The following is a 22744-nucleotide window of genomic DNA, read 5'->3' as shown; positions in this document are numbered from 1 at the left end:
CGTAGGCTTATTCAGTTAATCGCAGATGGTTGCAGTAGCGCATTGACAGCAGCCCCCAGATTTTCCGCGAGGTTTTCATCTTTTTTCACCCAACGGTCGTACAGAGCGTCGCTGCCCGTTACTTCATTGGCACTCAGTAAAATAAAAGGCTTAGCCCAATCCTGAGCGCGTAACAGCGCCAGCAAATCCAAACCACTGATCTCTGGCATATGCAGATCGCTAATCACCAGGTCGATGTTGTTATCCGAGTCCAGGCACGCCAGGGCGGAAATCGCGCTTTCCACAATCACCACATCGTAGCCGTCCATTTGCAAAAATATGGATGCCAGTTCAGCCGCAAAAAGATCATCATCAACTAATAAAATTCGCATTTTCTCTCTCGATTTTGCGCCATCAGCACAAAAGCATTTTTAATGTTTTTATCAAACTGTCCTGCTCGAAATCGCCCTTGGCGATGTAGGCATCCGCGCCCACCTGAATCCCCCGTCGCCGGTCCTCTTCCTTCGCGCGGGACGTCACGATGATGATTGGCGTATGCTGGTAGTTTTTCTCCCCACGCAACGATTTGGTGAAGGTGAAACCATCCATAAACGGCATTTCGACATCCGTCAGTACGGCATCAAACTGGGTCAGTTTCGCTTTTTGCAGCCCCGACAGCCCGTCTTCTGCCAGAGTCACCTGATAGCCGTGCGCTTCCAGCACGTTCTTTTCTATCTCACGGGTATTCAGTGAGTCATCGACCACCAACACATGCCAGGCATCCTGCGTTACGCTCGTGGCGGGCGCTGGTGTACTGGTTTGCCGTGATTGTTGCGCCATCGCCATCAGCGCAGGAACGTGCAGGATGCTGACCAGTTGGTTATCCGGTGTTTGTACCATCCCGGAGACCAGCGACTGCTGTTGCATATGCTTCGGTAACGGTTTGATCATCATCTTGCGTTCATCGAGCAGCTTATCCACCTGCAGCGCCATTTTGCTGTACTGGTTCTGCACCACGATTAATCGCTGTCCGGGCGTTGAAAAGCTGATCTGGCGTTCATGAATGCCCAGCAAGCTGCCTACGCAAACCACCGGGATAAACTCGTTATGCAAGATAATGGCAGGACGTCCGGCGATATCGCTGATCCCCTGTGGCGTGCATTCCACCACCTCAACCACATACTGCGCAGCCAGTCCAAACAGGTGCCCCTGCTCTTCAAATTGCAAAATCCGCATCATGGTTAACGAAACAGGCAACCGCAGGTTAAAGCTGGTTCCGACTCCCGGACGGCTATAAACCTGCAAATCGCCTTGCAGGTCGGTCACCACCGTTTTGCGCACCACATCAAGACCAACGCCGCGACCAGAAAGCTCGGAGACTATCTTGCTGGTCGAAAAGCCGGGATGAAAAATCAGCTCATTACATTCCTGCTCGGAGAGCTGCCCGACCATTGAAGCGGGAACAAGACCTTTACTGACCGCCTTCGCGCTGATGGCCTCATAGTTCAGACCACGGCCATCATCTTCGATACGCAGTAGTATCCCGCTGCCGTCCTGCTGAGTAGTGATGGTAATCGTGCCGCGAGTGGATTTACCGAGCGCCAGACGTTCGTCGATCTCACCAATCCCGTGATCGACGGCATTACGCAGTAGATGCGTCAGCGACTCCGAAAGCCGATCAATGAGCTGGCGGTCGATTTCCACTTCTCCGCCAACAAAGCGGCACACCACCTGCTTGTTCAGTGTGGAAGCCAGTTCGCTGACCTGCAGCGAAATGGGTTCAAACAATGTTGAAAGTGGCAGCATACGGATCCGCGCCGCCACATCGTACAGTTCAAACATCTGCAAATGCTGGAGCTGAACGCTTTCTTTTAACTGGGCGCTAAAGTCGTGGATCTGCTGGCGAAGCTGTTCAGCACTCAATCCCGGTAACCGTGGTACCAGTTGACTCAGGTTTTGTATCTGCTGTTCCAGGCGATCATGTCCGGCGAGCACCTCCCCCAGAATGTCGATCAGTCCATCGAGCTTGTTCAGCTTTACCCGAACGAAATCCGCCTGCTTAATACCGGCATCCATGCTGGAAGGTGTCGTAGGCGCTGGGACTACCGGTTTTTCTGTTGCCCCGGCAGTTTCGACAGCCAGCGTGATATTCTCTCCCCGACTGGCGCGGGCAAGGCGTTCGCACAGCCCGGCATCCGCCGGTGGCAACTGATTATCCCCTTCGCTGACAAAAAGCTGGGTAAGCTGACCAGAAAGATACTCCACAGACTCATGGATCAGATTGCCCAGCGCCCTGTCCGGCGTCAGTTTGTTGTCACGCAGTTCACTCAATACATCTTCAAGATGATGCGTGACATCGGCAATACTTTGCAGCTTCAGCATCCGCGCCCCCCCTTTCAGGGTATGCGCAGCGCGAAACATCTCACCTATCCAGGCGTCGGTATGCTCATCAGCGGAGAGGAGAAAAGCCCCTTCGCTGATCGTCTGCAAATGACCTCTCCCTTCATCAATAAAGCGCAGAACGAATTTTTTCAGATCGATAGCCATAATCGCTCTTATTAGCCACTTTGGTGGGCGAATTGCGCCAGTTGATGTTCACACAAGAAACGAAACGTATTGCCAGGAAATACCATTGGCAAACGCAGACGACAAACCGAGGACGGATTGTTTATCTCGTCGTTCAGTAACTGCATCACCACACGATAAGTCCGTTGAGCAGGCTGGTATAACTCGCTTTGCCGGTACATTTCAGCCAGATAATAGTGTGCAGGCCAGTAGCCAGGTTCCTGATAAACCACCTGTTTGAACCAGGCGATGGCCTGCTGGGTCTGGTGTTGCCACATCATCGCCAGGCCGAGCAGCATTTTGGCCTCTGCCGACCACTCATCCTGGGCGAGGATCTGCTGTGCGTTTCCGGCTGTTTGAGAAAACTCACGCTGTTCGAGGGCAATAACGCCCTGGATCAAAAGCGCATCCTGATTACGGGGATCGTCACGTAATACACAGGCGATACACTTTTCAGCTTCAGAAAAACATTTTTCATCGAGGCTGGCGCGTGCTTTCTTCAGCCAGTCATTACTCTGCTGCGCAGTGGGCACGAGAGGAACCTGTTCAACTACCGCTCTCGGCTGCGGAATGCGCACCGCAACTCTGGGGACAGGCACAACCCTTGCCGCTTCACGATGGTGGCAAAAATAGAAAATCCCCTCTTCCTGCTCCAGCTTCAGAATGTCGAAATTGTTAGCCAGCGTTTCCGCATTGCCAAAAAATAAGGCTCCCTGTGGTTGCAACATCTTCAGCAAATTACCGTGCAGCTCGCGACGCGTTGGCGTATCAAAATAGATGGACACATTGCGCAGCAAAATGATGTCCACTTCCGGCAGTAACTGTTCTTTTATAATGTTGGTGCGATGGAAGGAGACCTTCTCACGGATCTCATCATGCAGCCGGTAGAGGTTTCCCGAGCGGGTAAAGTAGCGTTGCTGAATACTCGGGTCGACGCCGCGAAACGAGTAGCTTGAATAGCAGGCGTTGCGGGCTTTTGCCAGGATTGCTGGGTCAATATCACAGCCGTAAATTTCGATGCGCTGGGCCATCCCGCCGAGGTATTTCTCATGCAGCTTGATCGCCAACGAGTAGGCTTCCTCTCCGGAAGAGCATCCGGCACTCAGAATACGCACCGGGCCGCTGCGCTGTTGCAACAGACGCGGGATCCATTTATCGCAGATTAAATCCAGCGTATCGCTTTCACGGAAAAAATAGGTTTCGTTAATCGTAATCAGCGTGATGAAACTATCAAACTCATTCTGCGAGCTACGCAGTTGTTCATAGTATTCATAGTAATCATTGATTTTTCGCTCGGCCATTCGCCGACCCAGCGCCGTTTTCAGCAATGCTTCCATGGCGTTATCGAAGTGCAAACCGACCCGTTCTTTGATCAGGCGCGCATAGTCAGGAAGATTAGGGATCATGGCAATTTACTCTCAACATGCCCGTGGCAAGCCATCGAAAGCAGTACCGCAGCAAGGCCATCCAGAGGGATCGTGCGGTGTATTAGTTGCTTGTCGATCGCGTTCTTATTCATACCGAATACCACCGAACTTTCTTCGTCCTGCGCCAGCGTTGTTCCGCCACGGCGGACAATAAGCTCAATGCCGCGGCAGCCATCGCTGCCCATGCCGGTCATAATCAGTCCGACGGCTTTTTCGCGAAACACCTCAGCCACCGACTCCAGCAACAGGTTGCAACTGGGATGGTAAACATCGCTTTCCTGTCTTGGGATCGCCGCTAAACGCTGGTTGCTTTTGACGATCAGGTGCTGCTCCGGCGGCAATATATACACATACCCCGCATCCACCCGATCGTCCTCCTGCGCCAGTCGCACCTTCAGATCGGTCACGCTATCCAGCCAATGCACCATATTTTTCGCGAAGCCATCGGCAATATGTTGGGCAATAAGTACCGGGCACGGGAACGTACCGGGCAGATCCTGTAACAGCTTACTTAGCGCCTGCGGCCCGCCCGTCGAACAGGCAATCGCCAGCACAAAAGGCCAGTCCTGTGGCGTTTTTACAACGTCTATCATCGGTCGTGTAGTGGGGATTACCGGTTCGCTTGGATAGCGTAATCCCTTGATATGTCGAATGACTTTCACACCGACCAATAATTCTACTTTACGATGCAAAGCATCCGTTGAGAGTGGTGAATCACTGCTATGGTGCAACACCGCCAACGCACCACGGGAAATGTAGTCATCATCCCATTGATTCTCTGGACAAAATCTCATGACAAGGATCGGGATTGCGCTGGTTGCCATGATCGTTTCCACGATCTCGACGTTATCGGCGCTCGAAATATCCAGCGTCAGAATCAGCAGGTCCGGCATCAGCTGTTGCAACAGTCGGATCGCCTGTCTGCGATGGGCTGCTTGCCCCACCACCTTAATGTGCGGGTGATCCTCCAGTTGCCTGACCAGCTCATTACGCGATGCGCTGCCCAGGTCGAGGATCAGCACCCGAATGTTGCTGCTATTCATGCATCTGTTTCCGTCAGTGTGAATGAGGACGAAGCCTCTTTCAGCGCTTTCGACAGTTGTGTCATATCCTGACTGACAACCAGAATGTCTTTGATAGATTGCGAGGTATAGTTACTGGCAACAACGATCTCACGTAGCGCCATGACCACCTGATTACTCGCCGTTTTCTGTTGCTGTGTTGATAGCGATATTTGTAGCGCCGCCGTCGAGGTTTGCTCAGCCGTAACAACGATATCGTTCAGATGTTCAGCACTGACTTTACAGGCTATTGCGCCCGCTTTAATGCTCTCGCCGCCTTTTTCCGCGTTCAGCACCAGACGATTAATCGCGTTTTGGATCTCGTTGATCTTATTTTCAATTTCAACCGTCGATTCCGTCACCGAATCCGCCAGACGGCGGATTTCAGCCGCCACCACCGAGAAACGCTTACCAGCTTCCCCGGCGCTGGCAGCTTCGAGCGCTGCGTTAAAGGCGATAAGTTTCGTCTGATCCGCGACGCTGTTAATGATCACCATCACGCGACTGATTTCCGTCGACTTATTACCAAGCATCATGATTTCACGCATATTTTGCTGATTGTCGGTATCAATATCCGTCATACGCATCAGCAATTGCGACATCGACTCGGAGCCTTTATTGCAGTCCTCGAGCGTCTGGTTGGCAATATCCACAACCGCCCGTGAGTGTTCGGCTATCTGTGTCGATGAGGCAGACAGCTCTTCCATGGTGGAGGTAATTTCAGCCACTGAAGATGAGGTTTCCACGCTGGTTGATGCCTGCCCATCGACCGCTTCGGTAATATGCAAAGATGCCTGATGTACCGAATTTGCATGAGAAACCATACCGCCTACCAACGAGTGCAGACGCTGACGCATCATCTCCACCGCACTCAGCAGTTCGCCGATCTCATCGTGGTGATCGACCTGAACATCCACCGTTAAGTCGCCTTCGGCAATGGTTTGTGCAATCCCTAGGACACGGTTTAAGCGCCGGGAAATCAGGAAACGGCTGGCCACAGCAATCAGCAGTAAAATGATGGGCAGCAGCAGCGCGGTGAACAGCAGCAGACCGTTACGCACCAGATTGCTGCTCTTGGCGACATCATCAACATAGTTGGTGGTGGCGATTATCCAGTTTATCCCTTCAACGTATTCATAAACGGCAACTTTGGTCTTCGGCAATGCGCCATAACCGCTCACCCAGTTGTAGTAAGTGATGCCATTCTTGTGTTCGAGCATGTCGGCAAACAGCTTAAAACCATTGGCATCGGTAATATTAATTGCCTGCTGGTTGCTCAACGAGGGGTGGACCAACATACGACCAGGTTCAAATCCGGCATCCAGCACATAGGCGTAGCCATCTTTACCAATATGCACATTCAACAAACGCTGAATGATCGGTTGCAAACTCTGTTTGACGTCGAAACCCACCGCGACGGCCCCCACGACCTGACCATATTTGTCGGCAATCGGTTCGTAGTGACTAATAAACTGTTTACCGAACAGTGTGACCACACCGGAAAAGGGTTTATTTTTCAAAAGCAGCGGCAACGCAGGATTATCATGCCCTAGCGCTGTTGCTGTTGCTGTATTGCCTGAACTCGCCAGTAACGTACTGCTGACACGTACAAATTGCTCGCCTTGCAGAATAAACGTACTGGCAAATACGCTGGTTAATTCGGTGAAGTGCGCGTTGGTGTTCGGGTTGCTCAGCACCGCTTTTAATTCAGTAGAGTCCATATAACGCAGCGGTTTATTGGCAACGTTTTGATAATTATTAATATAAACATTGCTGTAATGTTCTGCATCGCGAGTCACACGCTGAAACTCGTTAGAAATACTGTTGTGGAATATCCGCGTGTTGGTTTTAATCATCTCCAGCGCATTGACCTGCAATTCTCTGGAAAGATAAGACGATAATATAAAAGAGGCGCCAATCAGCAACGTTGCAATACAAACAACCAAAATCATACCGAGCTTCATCGCCACACCGGGATGGATGTTGTGCAGCCAGGACAATAGTCGAGCGCGCGGTCCCTCACTGGTGGTATTCGCCGTTCGATTTTTTACTTTAATAATGTCACTCATGATTTTTATTCTCTACCTGAGAAGAAATTACTCTTTTTTTGGTCATCAGGAGCTAGCGCCCTGTGATTCGAGCGTGAACAGCGGCGTAGGTTTGCCAATGTGATATCCCTGTAACCAGCCCACATTCATTTTTTCCAGACAGGCCTGAATAGTGGCGTTCTCGACAAATTCAGCGACCACCTGCATTTTTTTCATTTCAGCAACGCGGCAGAATGACTCAACGATGTAGTAACTAATTTCACTTTCGGTGATCCGTCGAATAAACGAGCCATCTATTTTCAGGATATCTGCTTCGATGTTCATCAAGCGCGCATGACTCGCAAACCCGGTGCCAAAGTCATCAATTGCCACCCGACATCCCAGCTGACGTATTAAACGTAGCGTTTCCACGGTTTGTTCTTTGTCTGATAACGTATCTGCTTCCGTTATTTCAAAAATAATCCGCTGTGGCTCCACCGCGTAGTCGTGCAGGAGTTGGGTGATCTTCATGACAATATTTGAACGACACACCGTCACCGGTGCCAGGTTAATAGAAAAACAATGCTGCGGGTGGTTACGCATAAATTTGAGGGTATTTTCGATAACCCAGAGATCGATATCCGGTGCCAGCCCCGCATCATGAGCAACCGGCAGGAAACTGTTTGGTGGAATAAATTCTCCCCGTTCGTTAAGCATACGGATCAATATTTCATGATACGGCGCTTCACCGTGGGTACTAACTATTGGCTGTGCCATCAGGACAAACGCATTGTTATCCAGCGCATTTTGCAGCGCAGTGCGAATTTCCGTTTTATCAACAATGTGGTTGCCAAGGATCCGGCTATGCTGCGCCTCAAGGTTTTCCGGCCTGCCGTTGGTGAGTGATAAACCCGCCACCATGCCCAGTTTCCCCACCAGCTGATAAATGTCATCACTTAGATCGTTAATCAGGCAATAGCCCAAACCACTGCGAAAACCCAACCGATGGTTGTTGTAAAAGAGACGAAAACTGTTGGCGGCCTGATACAGATCGCATAGCCGCTCCCAGGTGCCATTTTCCAGCCGAATGAGCAGATCATAACCCGCGTGGTAATAGACTTTCTCGCTTTTCACCAGATGTCTGCGCAAATGCTCAGCAAGGATCTTCTGGTAGCGGGCGCGGAAATGAAAACCATAGCGACGCGAAAAAAGCTCCAGCTCGGGGATCTGTATCAGACATACAGTCGCGCGTTCAGTGGTAAATAGCTCCGTCTTCAGCGCCCGTAAATTTGCCATGCCTGTCATCGGGTCAGTCAGCCCCAGCAGCAGCGCCTGGTTAAAGCGCTGACGGGTAAATTTTGCCAGTACCCCCATGATCACAATGGTGAGTGAAAAGACAAAGATCAACGTCGAAACCAGCGCCTGATGCAGCATGAAGTTAACATCGCTGGCGATATAGCTGTCGTTATGTTTGCCTAAGATGATTAATACGATCGTCCACACCAGCATTGTGAACAAGTGGCCAATCTTGATTGCTCCCCACAACATCAACGGAAATAACAGGATCAGGCTATAGATAGAGAAAAAAACATCCAAATTATCCGGTGATGTTAAGAAGAACATCAGAAAAAACAGCAAGATGCACCAGGATATAACGCCGTAGACACCGATATTGCCTTTACACTGTTCGGCAATGGCCCGCAGAAAGGTCAGCAGGAAAGACGGTCGACGAATGATACGGTAAATCTTGTAAAATAAAGGGATCCCCGTCAGGCAACCGTTGATGATCCCCTGAATACGTACCAGCATGCCCAGACTCAACGCCGGAATGTTATCCACATCGGGGCGTTGTCCGTGGGCGACAAACATTGCAAAGAGTTTGCTGAACACCAGATACAGCAGGACGTTGTAGCCACAAAGCCAGAGCAGACGATTAAAGCTAATTTTGATGCGACCAAAGCTAACGCAGCTGCGTCTGCCGGTGAATTTGCGGTACGCGGCATAACTTAAGGTCGACGCGATGATCAGGCACAACGCATCTACCCGTTCATTTTGCGGACCGACCACAAACATGACCGTCAGGAACAGAAGAAACCCCGGCAACACCCGAAAACCAAACAAGACCAATGCGGCAGAAAATACGGCTAGCTTGAGATCGTAAACTGTTAAAATAGTATTATTGAGAATGCTATAACCGTTAAGATATTGTGCCAGCGGGTAAAAAAGGCCAGGTAAGACAAGTGGCAGGCACCATTCCCGAATGTTTTTTATCGTGTTTGAGTTTATTATTGCGTCCAAATCAATTTATCCGCTATGCACTATACCAATAGGACTTTAATCCAGACTCGAATGTCACAAACAAATCCTTTTGGGTCAGCCGATGAACCATAGCAAAATTGTCAACATTGACCGCGCACTGAGAAAATAAAATAAGGTTCTATAATGAAGAGAGCATGTTATTCATATCAAATCAGGAAATAAATACCCATTTATAGACAAAAATGGACATCCGGTGGGGATGAAATCACTAAAATGCCTGTCCAAAAAACTGCTAATTCATTGATGTTTAGTAAAAAACAAAAAAGCCTTTGTCAGTTTCCCAACACCTCCAACCAGTACGTATAAAAAATCTTCTCAAGCACCATGAATGTCAACATTAATATCCTGAAAGGGGCATTCAGAAAATGTATTTTTATGTACACTTTTGCCTATTGACGAAAAGAGCAGCGTTATCTATATTCGCATACCGTTATTTTTGTCATTACTCACCATGGTTCAATGTTAGTTATTTGTTACGTCATTACGTTTCACATCTTTCATCTACTTATTTGCAACAATAATATTCCATCAAGTAATAACAGAAATTAATTTTAGCACCGAACAATCTTTTCAGGAATTAACATAATCCGTGGCAAAGTCTCTGTTTTCCCTTAAAGCAATAAAAGGGTGGCAACATTCAATCACTGGCAAAATAACGCAATTCTTGCTGGCGGGTATCGTTATTGCGTTTAGTGCTGGCGCGTTTACCAACTGGAGCCTGATAGATAACTTTTCTTATCAGCAGTGGGTACAGCGGGCTGAAGCGAATGCACAGATTATGACCTACATCATCCGCAACGTGTATACCACCGTTTCGGTCGAAACCAGCGATGCAGGGCAGATATCCCGCATTGTCTCCGACAGACAGATTGGTGACACCGACTCTATTATGCAAACCGGTTATAACCCGGTTGACGTTCTGGCACTGGCATCAGTACAGACGCATAGCCCCACCTGGTTGTTTCTGTATACGCCGGAGAAAGGCTTTGTTGGCATCAACAACAAGTCAGAAGAGGGTGATGGGATCATCTCTTTCCCCGGTCGTCTGCCGCGCGATGTGCTGGGTAACTACTATGTTGGCTTCGCCCAAATTAATGGCGAAGAGTGCTTTATCAGCGCCGTTCCTATTTTGACGCCTTCAGGTGAGATCCTCGGTAGCCTGATAAGCAGCATTGGTAAAAAAAGCGATCTCTACGCCACCTACGATGCGATGCTGAAAAAAAGCAGTATCATTTTTGTCCTGATTTTGCTGGTAACGCTGGCACTGGTCACGATGTTTATGCGCCGTTTATTCCGTCCGGTTCCGCTGCTGATTAACTCCCTTACCCGCATCGCCCATGAAGAGACGGACTGTATAACGCCCTATCTTGATCAGGACGATGAGATTGGACATCTGGCCGGGGCGATTGAAAAATTGCGCGTCGCCATGAAAGAACGCGGCTATCTGCAACGAATGCATGAAATGTCGCAAAAGATGGAGCATATGGCCCATCATGATTCACTGACCGGATTGCCCAACCGCGTTTCGTTTGGCCAGGCGTTAGATAAGCGCGTCAGTGAAATCCATCAGGACGAAAAACCGTTTAACCTGCTGTTGATTGACCTCGACAACTTCAAACCAGTAAACGACACCTTTGGTCATAAAGCGGGCGATGAGCTGTTAATCAGCGTTGCCCAGCGCCTGCAGCTCTTGCTGGGACCTAACGATATCGCAGCGCGTCTGGGCGGTGATGAATTCGCCATTCTGCAACATGTCAGCGATAACGCCATCAAAGAAGCGAATCGGCTGGCGAAGCGGATTATTCGTGCGCTGAGCACCCCGTTTACCTGGAGCACGCATACTTTTTCCATCAGCTGCAGTATCGGTATCACCACCGCGCCGTATCAGGGCAATAATACCTCGACGTTGATGATCAATGCCGACCTTGCCATGTACGCCTCAAAACATCATGGCCGGGGTTGCTTCCATTTCTTCGAAGACGGCATGGTGATGAAGCATACCCACAGCCTGTTTATTAATCAGGAAATCATCGATGGTATTGATAACAAGGAATTCGAGCTTCATTACCAGCCAATCATCAATCTGGAAGATGAAAGCGTATATGGCTACGAATCGCTGATACGCTGGAATCATCCCACCAAGGGTCTGATTTACCCTGATTATTTTATCAACATCGCCGAGAACTCCGGTCTGATTGTCCGTTTGGGCGAATGGATTATTCGTCAGTCCTGTGAAGCCGCTGCCAAATGGCCGGAGCGTATCAGGGTAGCCGTCAATATATCGGCCTACCAGCTGCACAGCCCAGGACTGGTTGACGTTATCAAAGATGCGTTACGCATCAGTCAACTTTCAGCCGAGCGCCTTGAAATAGAAATTACCGAATCCGAAAAGCTGGATAAGTCGATTGCCTTGCCCGTGCTGCAAGAGATCCGCTCACTGGGCATTGAAATCGCGATGGATGATTTAGGCACCGGCTACGCGGCGCTGGATTATCTGCTGATCTATCCTTTCACTCGCATCAAGATTGCGCGCACGCTGGTCGATAAGCTCCAGCAAGATAATGCCAGTCAGTATTTGATTGTGATGCTGATTCAGTTTGCCCATAAGTACAATATGTCGGTCACCGCTGAAGGGGTAGAAACCGCGCAGCAGCGTGACATTCTGCGCGACATTGAGTGCCAGAATGTTCAGGGCTATTTCTTTAGCTATCCGCTGCGCGAGCGTGAAGTGCTTTCCGCATTTGCCAAAGAGGTCATTGAAGAAGGACTGTGCAATGTCTGACTTCTTTCGCCCGGTAAAGCGCATGCTGACGATTTTTGCCCTGTTAATTGTTTCAGCAACGCCATGCTTAGCAGGCTCAGCCCTGCCGTTGCACACGCTGGAGCAAATCGCCAGCAAGAAAAGCATTACCCTTGGTTATCAGGATGATGCGTTTCCTTTCTCCTGGCAGAATGGCAACGTACCTGCCGGCTATTCCATTGATATTTGCAACAGTATCGTCAGCGCGCTCAAGACAAAACTTCAGCTTAAAAACCTGAAGGTCGAGTGGGTAAAAGCTAACTCGGCCTCGCAGTTTGTCCTGATTAAAAATCACATGGCAGACATCATGTGTATCCCGGCCTTTTATTCGAAAAGTCGCCACAGCATTAGCGAGTTCTCGCTGCCGTTTTATTTTTCAAGTACCCGCTTCGTCATGCGTAAAAATGAAAGCAACGACAATCTGGCAGAGCTTTCCGGACATAGCGTACTGGTAAAAAGCGGCACGATTTACGTTGAGCAACTGCAAAAAGTGAATGCCGCCAATGACCTGGATATTAATATTCAACTCGATACCAACAACATTACCGCCTTCAATGAACTGAAGAATGGTGAGTATTCTGCACTGATCTCCAGTACGGTTTTACTCAAAGGGATGATCGCGCAAACGCCTAATCCTGGAGACTATAAACTTTCCGACATTGCGCTCAGCGCCCCGCTACCGGCCGGCTTGTTACTCCCGTTACACGATAAAGAATTTAAAGAATTTGTTGATGACACTCTCTCCTCGCTGATGGCCAGCAACGAATTTACTGCGCTGTACAATAAATGGTTTCAGTCACCGATCCCGCCGAAAGCCATTAATTTAAACATTCCCATGTCAGATAACCTGAAAGCATTAACGTCTGCTAAAAAGAAGATCAGTTTTGATTATGAAAAATATAATTAATCGTGAGATGACAAGGGTGAACCGCATAGTGCAATGGCTGTTTTTACTGGCAGGCATCGGTATCACCCCCGCGCTGATGGCGCAGCAGAACGCTGCGACGCTCGATCATATTCAGAACAGCAGCGTGCTCAACGTGGGTTATCGCCAGCTGCCACCGTTTTCTTTTACTGACCACAATGGCAAAGTCACGGGTTATACCATCGCGGTATGTAACATGATTGCCGATAAGTTGCGCCAGTATTTGAAGCTCAACAGCTTAACCATTCATTATATTCCCGTGAATTTTGCAGAACGCTTCTCCGCATTAAACACACGCAAAATAGATATGGACTGTGGTGTAAATACTAACGCACCGGAGCGGACCTCCAGCGTTTCATTTTCGCTCAACTACTACACCGCGAAAATGCGCATCATCTCTTTGCGTAAAAATAATATAAATTCAATTGCCGATCTAAAAGGACGCACGGTAAGTCTGACCGGTAGCTCTAAAGATTTGCTGGAATTTAATAAAGCCAACAGAGAGCAACACCTTAATATTTCAACGATTACCACCACCACTATAAACGGCGCATTTGAGAAAATGGCGCATAATGAATCCGCCGCTTTCTTTGTCGATGACATTCTGGCCTGGCCGCTGATTAATCATAGCGAGCAACCTGAACTGTTCAGCGTCTCTTCTGAGAGCATCGGCAATGAGATGCACTATGCCATTATGATGAGGAAAAACGATCCGCAGTTTGTGACGTTTGTTGACAGTACGCTGACAGATTTTTTTGCCTCGCCGGCCAACGTGCAATTACGTAAAAAGTGGTTGTCCCCCTGGTCCTGCGAAAAGATGAAAAACCCGTCACCGGGCAGTTGCCAGCATAGCCATTGAACATTATCCGCCGCTGCTTACGCCACCGCCTGCTACGCCTATGGAAAATCCCCGGGGCGCTGCTGCTATTGCTGTCAGTCCATTCGCTACGCGCGGCCTGGGATTTTGCCAATATTCAACAAAAGTCCGATGCGCTATATGGCCCGGCAACACCAGAAGCACAGCAACGGATCCGCGCCTGGCAACAGCTTCTGCTCCAGTTGCGTAATGCTGACGAGCAAACGCAATTACGCGCCGTAAACCAATTCTTTAACGAGAAGATCCGCTATACCGAAGATATTGATGTCTGGCATAACGTCGATTACTGGGCAACCCCTATCGAGTCGCTGCGCAAAGGTGAGGCGGATTGTGAAGACTACGCAATCGCCAAATATTTCACCCTCCGCCAGTTGGGCGTGTCAGAAGACAAACTTCGCATCACCTACGTTAAAGCCCTGCGTTTAAATCGCGCGCATATGGTGCTCACCTGGTACGCCACCCCTGGGGCGATTCCTCTGGTGCTCGACAGCCTGACCAGCACCATTTCGCCTGCTACGCAGCGCATGGACTTATTACCCGTCTACTCCTTTAACAACACTGGCCTTTGGCTTCCCGGCAATCAAAACAATAAACGCGTTGGGGACAGCAAGAGGCTTTCTCGCTGGCAGCAAGTTTTCACCAAAATGCGGGAAGAAGGCTTCCCGATGGATAAATAGGAATCGCCCGTGTCTCTTTTTAAACAGTTACTTCTGGCAATCTCTCTCTTTATGATGGTTGTGTTCAGCGGCAATTTTATTGTGACGCTGGAGAGTTCTCGCAATCAGTCCAATAACCAACTCCTTTCACATGCCCAGGATGCCGCAACGGCGCTAGGCGTTTCGCTGACGCCCAACGTCAACGACCCGGCAATGATCGAGCTGATGGTCAGTTCCATTTTCGATAGCGGTTACTACAAAAAAATCCGCATCGTCGATCTGGCAAACGGCAAAATAATGCTTGAGCGTAGCGCGGTAGCGACAATTCCCAACGTTCCCGGTTGGTTCGTCGATCTGGTGGATGTCACCCCGCAAACCGGTGAAGCAACGATTATGCGCGGCTGGCAGCAGGCAGCTCGCGTGGAAGTGACCAGCGATCCTATCTTTGCCGTGCAGCGTCTGTGGGACAATACCTTAGGCAATCTGTTGTGGATGCTGTCCTGTAGTCTTGCCTGCTTAATCGCCGGTATTCTGCTGCTACGCAAACTGTTGCGCCCACTCAATTACATGGCAAAACAATCCGAAGCGATTACCCGTCGCGAGTTTCTGACACTCCACGAGTTACCCAAAACGCCGGAATTACGCCGCGTTGTAGGCGCCATGAATTTAATGGCAGCTAAGCTTAAATCGTTATTTGAAGAACAAGCTATCTACAGCGAACGCCTGCACAATGAAGCTTATCTCGACAGCCAGACCGGGGTAGCCAACCGCCGGGCATTCGATATGCAGCTCCAGGCGCGACTGAGTGATGCCGATACGGCACCAGGATATCTGATGCTGGTTCGCGTTCAGGATTTAGGTGGCCTGAATCAGCGCTTTGGCGGACCGCATACTGATAAGCTGTTGCTCAACATCGCCAACCTGCTGAACGCGCACAGAGAAAAGTATGCCCCTCTCGACAGCACGCTCGCCCGCATTCGCGGCGGTGAATTCGCCCTACTCTGCCCTGGCGTGACGCACGGAGAAATGCTGGAGCTGTGTAATTCATTGTCTCAGAAACTCACGGCCTTTTACGCTACTGGAATGTCAGACCAACAGCCGGTTGCCTATACCAGCATGGTGCCATTCAGCGCCGGAGAAAATGCCCAGTCATTGCTGATCCAGGCCGATCGCCTGCTGGTTGAAGCGGAAACACACACCAACCATCAGGTCGTTCCTACCACCGAAATACCTGCAGCTACAGAAGATCAGCATTTGTGGTTTGTTCGCCTGGAGCATGCGCTGACAAATCAACAGTTTCAGTTGGTTTATCAGCCGGTGGTCGATTGCCGCCAGCCGGACAAAATCCTGCATTACAAGGTACTGTCGCGCATTATTGATGAGCAGGGTAACGCCATTACCGCGGGGCGGTTCTTGCCCTGGATCCACCGCTTTGGCTGGAGTCATCGACTCGATAAAGTCATGTTGAAGCTCACATTGAACCAGTTGAAAACCGCGCCCGGAAAACTAGCGTTGAGTATTTCTGGCAGTTCTGTCGCCAGCGCGACCGCCATTGCAGACCTGCTCAATCCGTTACGGTACTCACCGAAATTAGCCAGCAAGCTGATTCTGGAACTGGATGAAAATCAGTTACCAGGCCCCCATCAGATGGCGGCATTTGTTAAAGCCGTAGGTCAGCATCGCTGCGCGCTGGGACTGCAACACTTCGGTAGCCGTTTCGATATGATCGGTCATCTGTCGCAATGGGGTCTTGCCTATCTGAAAATCGACAGCAGCTATATCCGCAAAATTGATGAGGAAAATGATAAGCGTTTGTTTATTGAAGTATTGTGCAGTGCCACGCGCAGTATTGATTTGCCGCTCATTGCCGAACGTGTTGAAACGGAAGGTGAGCTTATGGTGCTGCAAGAATTAGGGATTGATGGAGCAATGGGGCAATTATTAGGTGAGCCCGCGCCATTGTGATAAAACTGGCGTCTTGATACGCCTTTGTATAGCCGGATGGCGCTGCGCTTATCCGGCCTACAAACTGCCTGCATCAGCTAAAATATACGATCATCGTTGCCAAGCAGTTGTTCTAACCCGCCAAGTTCCTGGCGCGCGTTCGCACGATTCATTAATTTAACCTGCGCCATCGGTGGAAGATCGGTAATGGCAATCACGCCTTTACGGATCAACAGGTAAATCAAATCGTCGAGCACGCGAACCATCTCCAGGTCGCTTTTTTGCAGCATCGCTAAAGCCTGCTGGTTGTCATTTTCAGGACTTTTTGCCACGCCTTCTGTCTGCACGTTTGCAGCAGATGAATCAGAGTTCATATCAGTGCCTTTTCATTTTGCATGATGCTGCTGCCCTGTTTACACAGGGCAGCAGGCAATCGTTAGTGAGTGTGGTTTTGATCGGGTTTAGCAATCAGGTGATCCAACGAGTAGGTCGGAGAATGCAGATCGCCGCTTGCCGGAGTAGACAGCGCGGTATCTATTCCATGCGCCACTTTTGCCGGACTGGCGATCAGGTGATGATCGCCGCCGCTTTGAATGTACTTCGCAATATCCACGCCTTCATGCAGTTCACGCGCCAGATCGCTGAGATCGACTTTTTCAAGCACCCCCTTCGCCTTATCGTCAGCGCTGAGTACCGCTGTCGTCTGGCCGTGTCCGGTCGCAGCTGGTGCGTAAGACAGAGATAATGCGTTGTCATCGAACAGGTTGTGCAGCGCATGTTGCATCGCAGCATGATTTCCTTTATCCACCGTATGCCCTTTCACTGGCGCGGGATCGTCCATCGTCACGTTCAGCGTTTGGGTATAAGGCGTAATATTGCCGTGGTTATCATTCGCCTCAACCAATACGTTCACCCGGTTATGACCTGCCCGGAATGCGGAAGTCTCAACCTCAATATCATAGGTCAACCCATTATTGCCCTGATGAAGAATGGCATCGTACTGATGACCATTTACCAGCGCTTTAATATGATCGCCATCATTCACATCACCGCTCACGCTGCCGGTAATATGCGTGACGGTATCGTGTGATTCGGCACGCGAGATGTGGTTATCACCGGCGATCTTATCTACCACGATACTGGCGTCAGCGTGTGTATCAAGGACGATGGTTTTGTGATCGCTCACATCGATTGTATTACCCGCGTCGTCGTGTAACGTCGTTTTCACATCAATATCATTGATACCTTCCTTCAGATATGCGCTCTGGACAGCAACCTGGTAAACCGTTGATGATCCAGGTGCCAGCGTAGCCTTCATAAGGTGACCGTTGATATTCACTTCAACAACATCGGTAGAATGGGTATCCCCAGAGACCGTAAAGCGAATCACTGTGTCTGACTGCGATTCTTTCAGGTTAACGACGTTATCTGCTGCGATGCCGTCATTGATAGTAATCGCACCATCGGCATGAGTATCCAGCACCACGTTTTTCTGATCGTGCACGTCTAACGTATTCCCTGCGTCATCGTGTAACGTCGTTTTCACCTCAATCTTATTATCGCCCTCATTCAGATACGTTCCCGGAACCGCAACCTGATAAACCGTCGAGGAGCCAGGTACCAACGAAGCCTTCATGTTGTTGCCATTGACGCTAACATCAACGACATCGGTCGGGTGAGTGTCGCCGGAAACCGTAAATTTAATCACCGTGTCTGACTTCGATTCATTCAGGTTAACGACGTTGTCGCCTGCGATGTGGTCATTAATGGTAATTGCACCGTTGGCCTGCTCATCAACGGAATAGGTATGTGTCGATTTTGCGGTGAACGGGTTCCCCGGCGCGTCATGGCCGGTAAGCTCAACGTCAATAACTTTGTGCGCATCACTACGTAGAACCGCCGAATCCACGTCAATCTGATAGCCCAGACCGCCGCCGCTCAGGGTGATGACGCTCCCTTGATACTTATGCCCGCCGATGGTCAAGGTAACCGGATCATAAAGCTGCGCGTCACCGCCGACATGGCCGGTGATGGTCACCTTCTGCCCCGACAGCTCCTGGTGGTTGAGGACGTTATCCGCCGTGACGCTGTCAATGTCGACGGTACCTGAAGCCACGCGGTCGATGAGGATCGTCTTATCGGTATCAATCTGCTGGCGGTTACCGGCATCGTCATGGGCGACGACATGGGCAGTAATATGCTGGTCATGAACCAAATCAACCGTACTGACTTCAACGCGGAACACCTTCTTACCGCCGCTGTCGGAGACTATCGCCGGCAGATCTTTGCCATTGACGGTGACGGTAACCTGATCGCCGACCTCAACGTCGCCGGTCACAGAACCGGTGATGATGGTGGTCGGTTGCCCGGCGTCAACGTTATTCAACACGTCATCATTGGACACTGGGTCCAGGACAATTGTCGCATCCACGCGATCGTCAATTATCACGGTTTTGTCATACGTCGCAGTCTGGATATTCCCTGCCGTATCATGACCCGTCACGCTGACATGAATAGTCGGATCAGTCTGAAGATCCGTGGTACTCACGAATGCTTTATACCCCAACTGCCCGTTCATATGCGGCAGCTCAATGACAGTGGCCTCAACCTGGTTGCCATTAACGGTGATATAGACCTTGTCGTTTTTGTGTACGTCACCATCCACGGTACCGCTGACTTCAACCTTGCCAGCCTGAATCTCAGCGGCATTGATAACGTCGTCACCGCCCACGGTATTAACCGTTACCGCAGCCGTCGCGGTGGTATCAACAGAAAACGCTTTGGTGATACTGGTGTCCTGGACGTTGCCGTGATTATCGTGGCCAGTCACCGTAGCCTCGATGGAATGGTCAGCCACCAGGTCTGACGTATTTACATCAACTGTGTAGTGATTACTTGCATTAATAACGGCATTGTAATCATGACCATTGACCGTCAAGGTCACGTTTTCACCGGGTTTAACATCGCCGGAAACGGAACCACTCACCGTGGTCTTTGCTTGTCCAACTTCTTGCGAGTTCAGTACGTTATCAGTTGTGATGTTATCAATCGTAACGCCCGCATCAGCGTTGAGATCGACCTCAACGTGCTTCGACGTCGAGTCAGTACCAGTGTTTCCGGCAGCATCGGTAGCGCTTACCGACGCGGTAATGTCCGGGTTATTACGCAGATCGTTGATGCTGACATCCTGCGACCAGACCCATCCCGTGGTGCCTGCATGTACCACAGCGGTTAAAGTATTACCATTCACCTGCAGCGAGACTACGCTACCGTCATGGATGCCTTCGCCGCTGACCGTACCGCTGATCGTTGTTGTACCGCTTTTCGCTTCCGAACCATTGATAACGTCATCGCCAGCGACATTGTCCATCGTGATATGGACCGGGTTATCGGTGTCGACGGTGATGGTCTTCGTTACCGCCGCCGTGTCATCGCCCGCAGAATTATGCACGGAGACGGACACTTCGAACGTCGGATGCGCTTTAAGCACGTCAGTAGGGACATCAACCTGATAGCCAAATTCCCCCGGCAGACCCGGGATCTGGATCACTTTGCCAGGATATGGATGGCCGTTAACGGTGACAATAACCGTATCATTAATGCTCACATCCCCAGTGAGCAGACCACGAATCGGCGTAGTGGATTTACCCTCTTCAACTTGGTTGATTACATCATCGCCCGTCACCGGATCGACGGTGAGGTGGACATGCGGTTTCTGTGGCAGCGAGGTTCCCGTGCCGGTTGTAGATGTAGTGATTGGCGTCAAATTGGTATTAAAACTGCTACCGCCAGCAACAGGAATTTGTGCTACCCAAGGTAGGTCATAATATTGATGTGCCACCGCCATAGCGACATTGCCATGATTGTCGTGGCCAATGACAGTTACAGTAATATTGCCGTCATCATCCCAATAATCAGTGCTAATGTTCAGTGTGTATCCCAGCTTCCCATCCGGTAAGGTGATAACAGTGGTGTCCAATCTGTTTCCATGACCTACGTCAATATGGATAAGATCGCCGAATTGCGCATCATGATCAACATGTCCCACAACCGTCACATAATCAGGTCTGGCTCCAGCAGCAAGGTCTTGCGGAACCCAGTTTTTAGCTGAGTCAATAGTGATGCCAATCTGAGCAACGGTATCAATCACTACCGGCCTATCATCATGCCCGCGCGCAACGTTGCCAGCTGCATCCTTTGCCGTCACCTCGGCATGGATATTCGGATCCATCAGCAGATCGAGCGTTGAAACCTGAGTGCTAAACACGTGCTGACCGTTGCTGCCATCCTGCACCGGGGCATAGTAGGTCTGATGGTTGATGGTCAGTTCAACCAGATCCCCCACTCGTACATCGCCACCCACGGTACCGGTCACGGTGGTCAGCGGGTTATGCGCATCTTTGTAGCTGATAACATCATCATTATGATCCGTCACCAGCGGGTCAATATGGACGATAGCCTCGGCGCGATCGTCTATTTTCACCGTGCTTGTCGCATCCGCCGTCGCGGTATTTCCTGCGGCATCATGGGTGGTAATCGTCGCCGTAATATTTGGATCGTTTTTCAGCCACTGGGTATCAACCTCGATGCTATAGCCCAGCGCCCCCAGCTTCGGCAGTTCAACAACCGTCGCATCGACTGCATGGCCGCCAATCACCAGATGAACGATATTCCCCTTTTGCGCATCGCCGCCCACCGTACCGCTGATGATCGTTTTCGGCGCCTGCAGTTCAGTACCGTTCAGAACGTCATCACCCGTCACGCGATCGATGGTGATCGCAGCAAAAGCCTCGTCGTCCAGATTAACGTCATGGTGCGCCACCACATGAGCATGGTTCTTCGCCGCATCGGTAACGTCCATGGAAACTTCAATATGCGGGCTGGCGACCAGATCGGCGGTATTGACGAGAATACGGTAGCCCAGATGACCACCGATATCGTCCACCGAACCCTTATAAGTGACGCCGTTGATCGTCATGACCAGCGGGTCACCCTTGTGAACTTCACCGGTCACGGTGCCGGTCACGACGGTGGTGGTCTGATGCTGCTCGTCATAATTCAGCGTGTTGTCTGGCGTAACGGAATCAATCGTAATTGTCGCGTCGATGAGGGTATCGATCACCACCGTGGTCTGAGCATTGGCCGTTGCCGGGTTACCCGCAACATCGGTGGTGCTAACAGTCGCCGTTAAATGCGGGTCGGACAGCAGATCGGCAGTACTGACTTTGATGCTATACCCGAGATGCCCACCCTGATCGATGACTTTCCCGGTCAGAGTGTGACCATTGACGGTCAGATACACGATGTCGTTCACATGCACATCACCGCCGACTTTGCCGGTGACCATCGTAAACTGATCATGCGACTCCGCACCGTTAATCATATTGTCGCCAGTAATCGGATCGATAGTCAGCAGCGCTTTCGCGTGCAAATCCACCGACAAATCCTGCGTGGTTTCAGCTCTCTGCTGGTTGCCAACATTATCGACCCCAACCACCTGCGCAACGATATGCGGATCTTTCACCAGATCGCCCGTCAGCACATCCAGCTTATAGCCCAGCGCATTATTGTGCTCCGGGAGTTTCTGTACCGTTGCGTCGTAGTGGTGACCATTGACGGTAACAATCACTTTATCGCCCATGTGCACATCACCAGAAACGGTACCCATCACTTCGGTGGTGTGTTTTGTGGACTCGGCGCCGTTAATCATATTGTCGCCCGCCACGGTATCAATGGTAATCCCTGCCTGGGCGTGGTTATCAATTTTTACTGTATGCGTCGTGGACTTGACAACTTCGTTCCCCACGGCATCGTGCGACGTTACGGTAGCCTTGAAGGTGACATATTTGTCCTGGTTGCTCTGGTTGTCGCTAAAGTCAGAGGACAGAACCGGGATTTGATACCCCAATTGACCGTTGCCCAGAACGATAACCTTGCCGGTATAGGTGTTACCGTTAATCTCAACGCGCACATCATCGTCAACCTGGGCGTCTTTACCCACGACGCCGCTAACCAACTGCCAGGTCTTGTCCAACTCGAAATGGTTGAGTACGTTATCATCCGTCACCGGATCAATCGTAATCGTCGCTTCCGCGTGCAGATCGATATGCACCATATGGTCGTGCGTTACCGTTGACGGGTTACCGTGTTCATCGACGGTTGAA

13 protein-coding genes are annotated in these 22744 nt (G+C 50.4%); 5 read left to right on the top strand and 8 right to left on the bottom strand.

The annotated features are described in order from the left end of the window. Nucleotides 1-11: 11 nt before the first annotated feature. From OGX96_RS11660 to OGX96_RS11635, 6 genes are read right to left on the bottom strand one after another with little or no spacing between them, the layout of a single operon-like run. Nucleotides 12-371, bottom strand: a complete 360-nt coding sequence (locus OGX96_RS11660; RefSeq protein ID WP_008785648.1) for a response regulator — start codon at nucleotides 369-371, stop codon at nucleotides 12-14. 22 nt (nucleotides 372-393) lie between these two features. Beyond that, the gene (locus OGX96_RS11655) at nucleotides 394-2526 is read right to left on the bottom strand and encodes a hybrid sensor histidine kinase/response regulator (protein ID WP_286583112.1); all 2133 of its coding nucleotides are present in this window, start codon (nucleotides 2524-2526) and stop codon (nucleotides 394-396) included. Nucleotides 2527-2537: 11 nt separating this feature from the next. After that, on the bottom strand, nucleotides 2538-3950 hold the full coding sequence (locus OGX96_RS11650) for a CheR family methyltransferase (protein ID WP_167820607.1): 1413 nt from the start codon (nucleotides 3948-3950) through the stop codon (nucleotides 2538-2540). Beyond that, nucleotides 3947-5014, bottom strand: coding sequence for a chemotaxis protein CheB (locus OGX96_RS11645; RefSeq protein WP_286583111.1), 1068 nt, complete (start codon nucleotides 5012-5014; stop codon nucleotides 3947-3949). Before OGX96_RS11645 ends, OGX96_RS11650 begins: the two co-directional genes overlap by 4 nt. Continuing rightward, nucleotides 5011-7101, bottom strand: coding sequence for a methyl-accepting chemotaxis protein (locus OGX96_RS11640; RefSeq protein WP_008785652.1), 2091 nt, complete (start codon nucleotides 7099-7101; stop codon nucleotides 5011-5013). Before OGX96_RS11640 ends, OGX96_RS11645 begins: the two co-directional genes overlap by 4 nt. Nucleotides 7102-7146: 45 nt before the next feature. Next, nucleotides 7147-9357: a sensor domain-containing phosphodiesterase gene (locus tag OGX96_RS11635; RefSeq protein ID WP_008785653.1), complete on the bottom strand. Its 2211-nt coding sequence runs from the start codon at nucleotides 9355-9357 to the stop codon at nucleotides 7147-7149. A gap of 610 nt (nucleotides 9358-9967) precedes the next feature. Here OGX96_RS11635 and OGX96_RS11630 point away from each other — a divergent pair. The 5 genes from OGX96_RS11630 to lapD are packed head-to-tail and all read left to right on the top strand — an operon-like array spanning nucleotide 9968 to nucleotide 16601. Next, nucleotides 9968-12160 (top strand): putative bifunctional diguanylate cyclase/phosphodiesterase, encoded by a 2193-nt coding sequence (locus OGX96_RS11630; protein WP_003825843.1) that lies wholly within the window; start codon nucleotides 9968-9970, stop codon nucleotides 12158-12160. Further along, nucleotides 12153-13085 (top strand): amino acid ABC transporter substrate-binding protein, encoded by a 933-nt coding sequence (locus OGX96_RS11625; protein WP_071446382.1) that lies wholly within the window; start codon nucleotides 12153-12155, stop codon nucleotides 13083-13085. The genes OGX96_RS11630 and OGX96_RS11625 overlap by 8 nt, the downstream gene beginning before the upstream one ends. Before the next feature lie 7 nt (nucleotides 13086-13092). Continuing rightward, nucleotides 13093-13962: a transporter substrate-binding domain-containing protein gene (locus OGX96_RS11620; RefSeq protein WP_223849080.1), complete on the top strand. Its 870-nt coding sequence runs from the start codon at nucleotides 13093-13095 to the stop codon at nucleotides 13960-13962. Nucleotides 13963-13964: 2 nt separating this feature from the next. Then, complete coding sequence (lapG, locus tag OGX96_RS11615) at nucleotides 13965-14657, top strand: cysteine protease LapG (RefSeq protein WP_032945487.1); 693 nt, start codon at nucleotides 13965-13967, stop codon at nucleotides 14655-14657. Nucleotides 14658-14666: 9 nt separating this feature from the next. Continuing rightward, the gene (lapD, locus tag OGX96_RS11610; protein WP_008785657.1) at nucleotides 14667-16601 is read left to right on the top strand and encodes a cyclic di-GMP receptor LapD; all 1935 of its coding nucleotides are present in this window, start codon (nucleotides 14667-14669) and stop codon (nucleotides 16599-16601) included. A gap of 77 nt (nucleotides 16602-16678) precedes the next feature. On the opposite strand, the gene OGX96_RS11605 is transcribed toward lapD, so the two are convergent. Further along, entirely contained in the window at nucleotides 16679-16954 is a 276-nt protein-coding gene (locus OGX96_RS11605; RefSeq protein WP_008785658.1) for a hypothetical protein, read from the bottom strand. 62 nt (nucleotides 16955-17016) lie between these two features. After that, a partial coding sequence (locus OGX96_RS11600; protein WP_286583106.1) for an Ig-like domain-containing protein occupies nucleotides 17017-22744 on the bottom strand: 5728 nt, incomplete at its 5' end.

It is taken from the genome of Citrobacter sp. Cpo100, from assembly GCF_030332595.1.
Taxonomy (GTDB): Bacteria; Pseudomonadota; Gammaproteobacteria; order Enterobacterales; family Enterobacteriaceae; genus Citrobacter; species Citrobacter portucalensis.
The sequence above is the reverse complement of the archived record's forward strand: the minus strand, read 5'-3'. Positions and strand labels throughout refer to the sequence as shown.

What these genes read in the sequence shown, in the direction of transcription:
- OGX96_RS11645 (WP_286583111.1), bottom strand. Translation starts at nt 5,014, where the DNA reads ATGAATAGCAGCAACATTCGGGTGCTGATCCTCGACCTGGGCAGCGCA.
- OGX96_RS11660 (WP_008785648.1), bottom strand. Translation starts at nt 371, where the DNA reads ATGCGAATTTTATTAGTTGATGATGATCTTTTTGCGGCTGAACTGGCA.
- OGX96_RS11605 (WP_008785658.1), bottom strand. Translation starts at nt 16,954, where the DNA reads ATGAACTCTGATTCATCTGCTGCAAACGTGCAGACAGAAGGCGTGGCA.
- OGX96_RS11655 (WP_286583112.1), bottom strand. Translation starts at nt 2,526, where the DNA reads ATGGCTATCGATCTGAAAAAATTCGTTCTGCGCTTTATTGATGAAGGG.
- OGX96_RS11620 (WP_223849080.1), top strand. Translation starts at nt 13,093, where the DNA reads ATGACAAGGGTGAACCGCATAGTGCAATGGCTGTTTTTACTGGCAGGC.
- OGX96_RS11625 (WP_071446382.1), top strand. Translation starts at nt 12,153, where the DNA reads ATGTCTGACTTCTTTCGCCCGGTAAAGCGCATGCTGACGATTTTTGCC.
- OGX96_RS11650 (WP_167820607.1), bottom strand. Translation starts at nt 3,950, where the DNA reads ATGATCCCTAATCTTCCTGACTATGCGCGCCTGATCAAAGAACGGGTC.
- OGX96_RS11640 (WP_008785652.1), bottom strand. Translation starts at nt 7,101, where the DNA reads ATGAGTGACATTATTAAAGTAAAAAATCGAACGGCGAATACCACCAGT.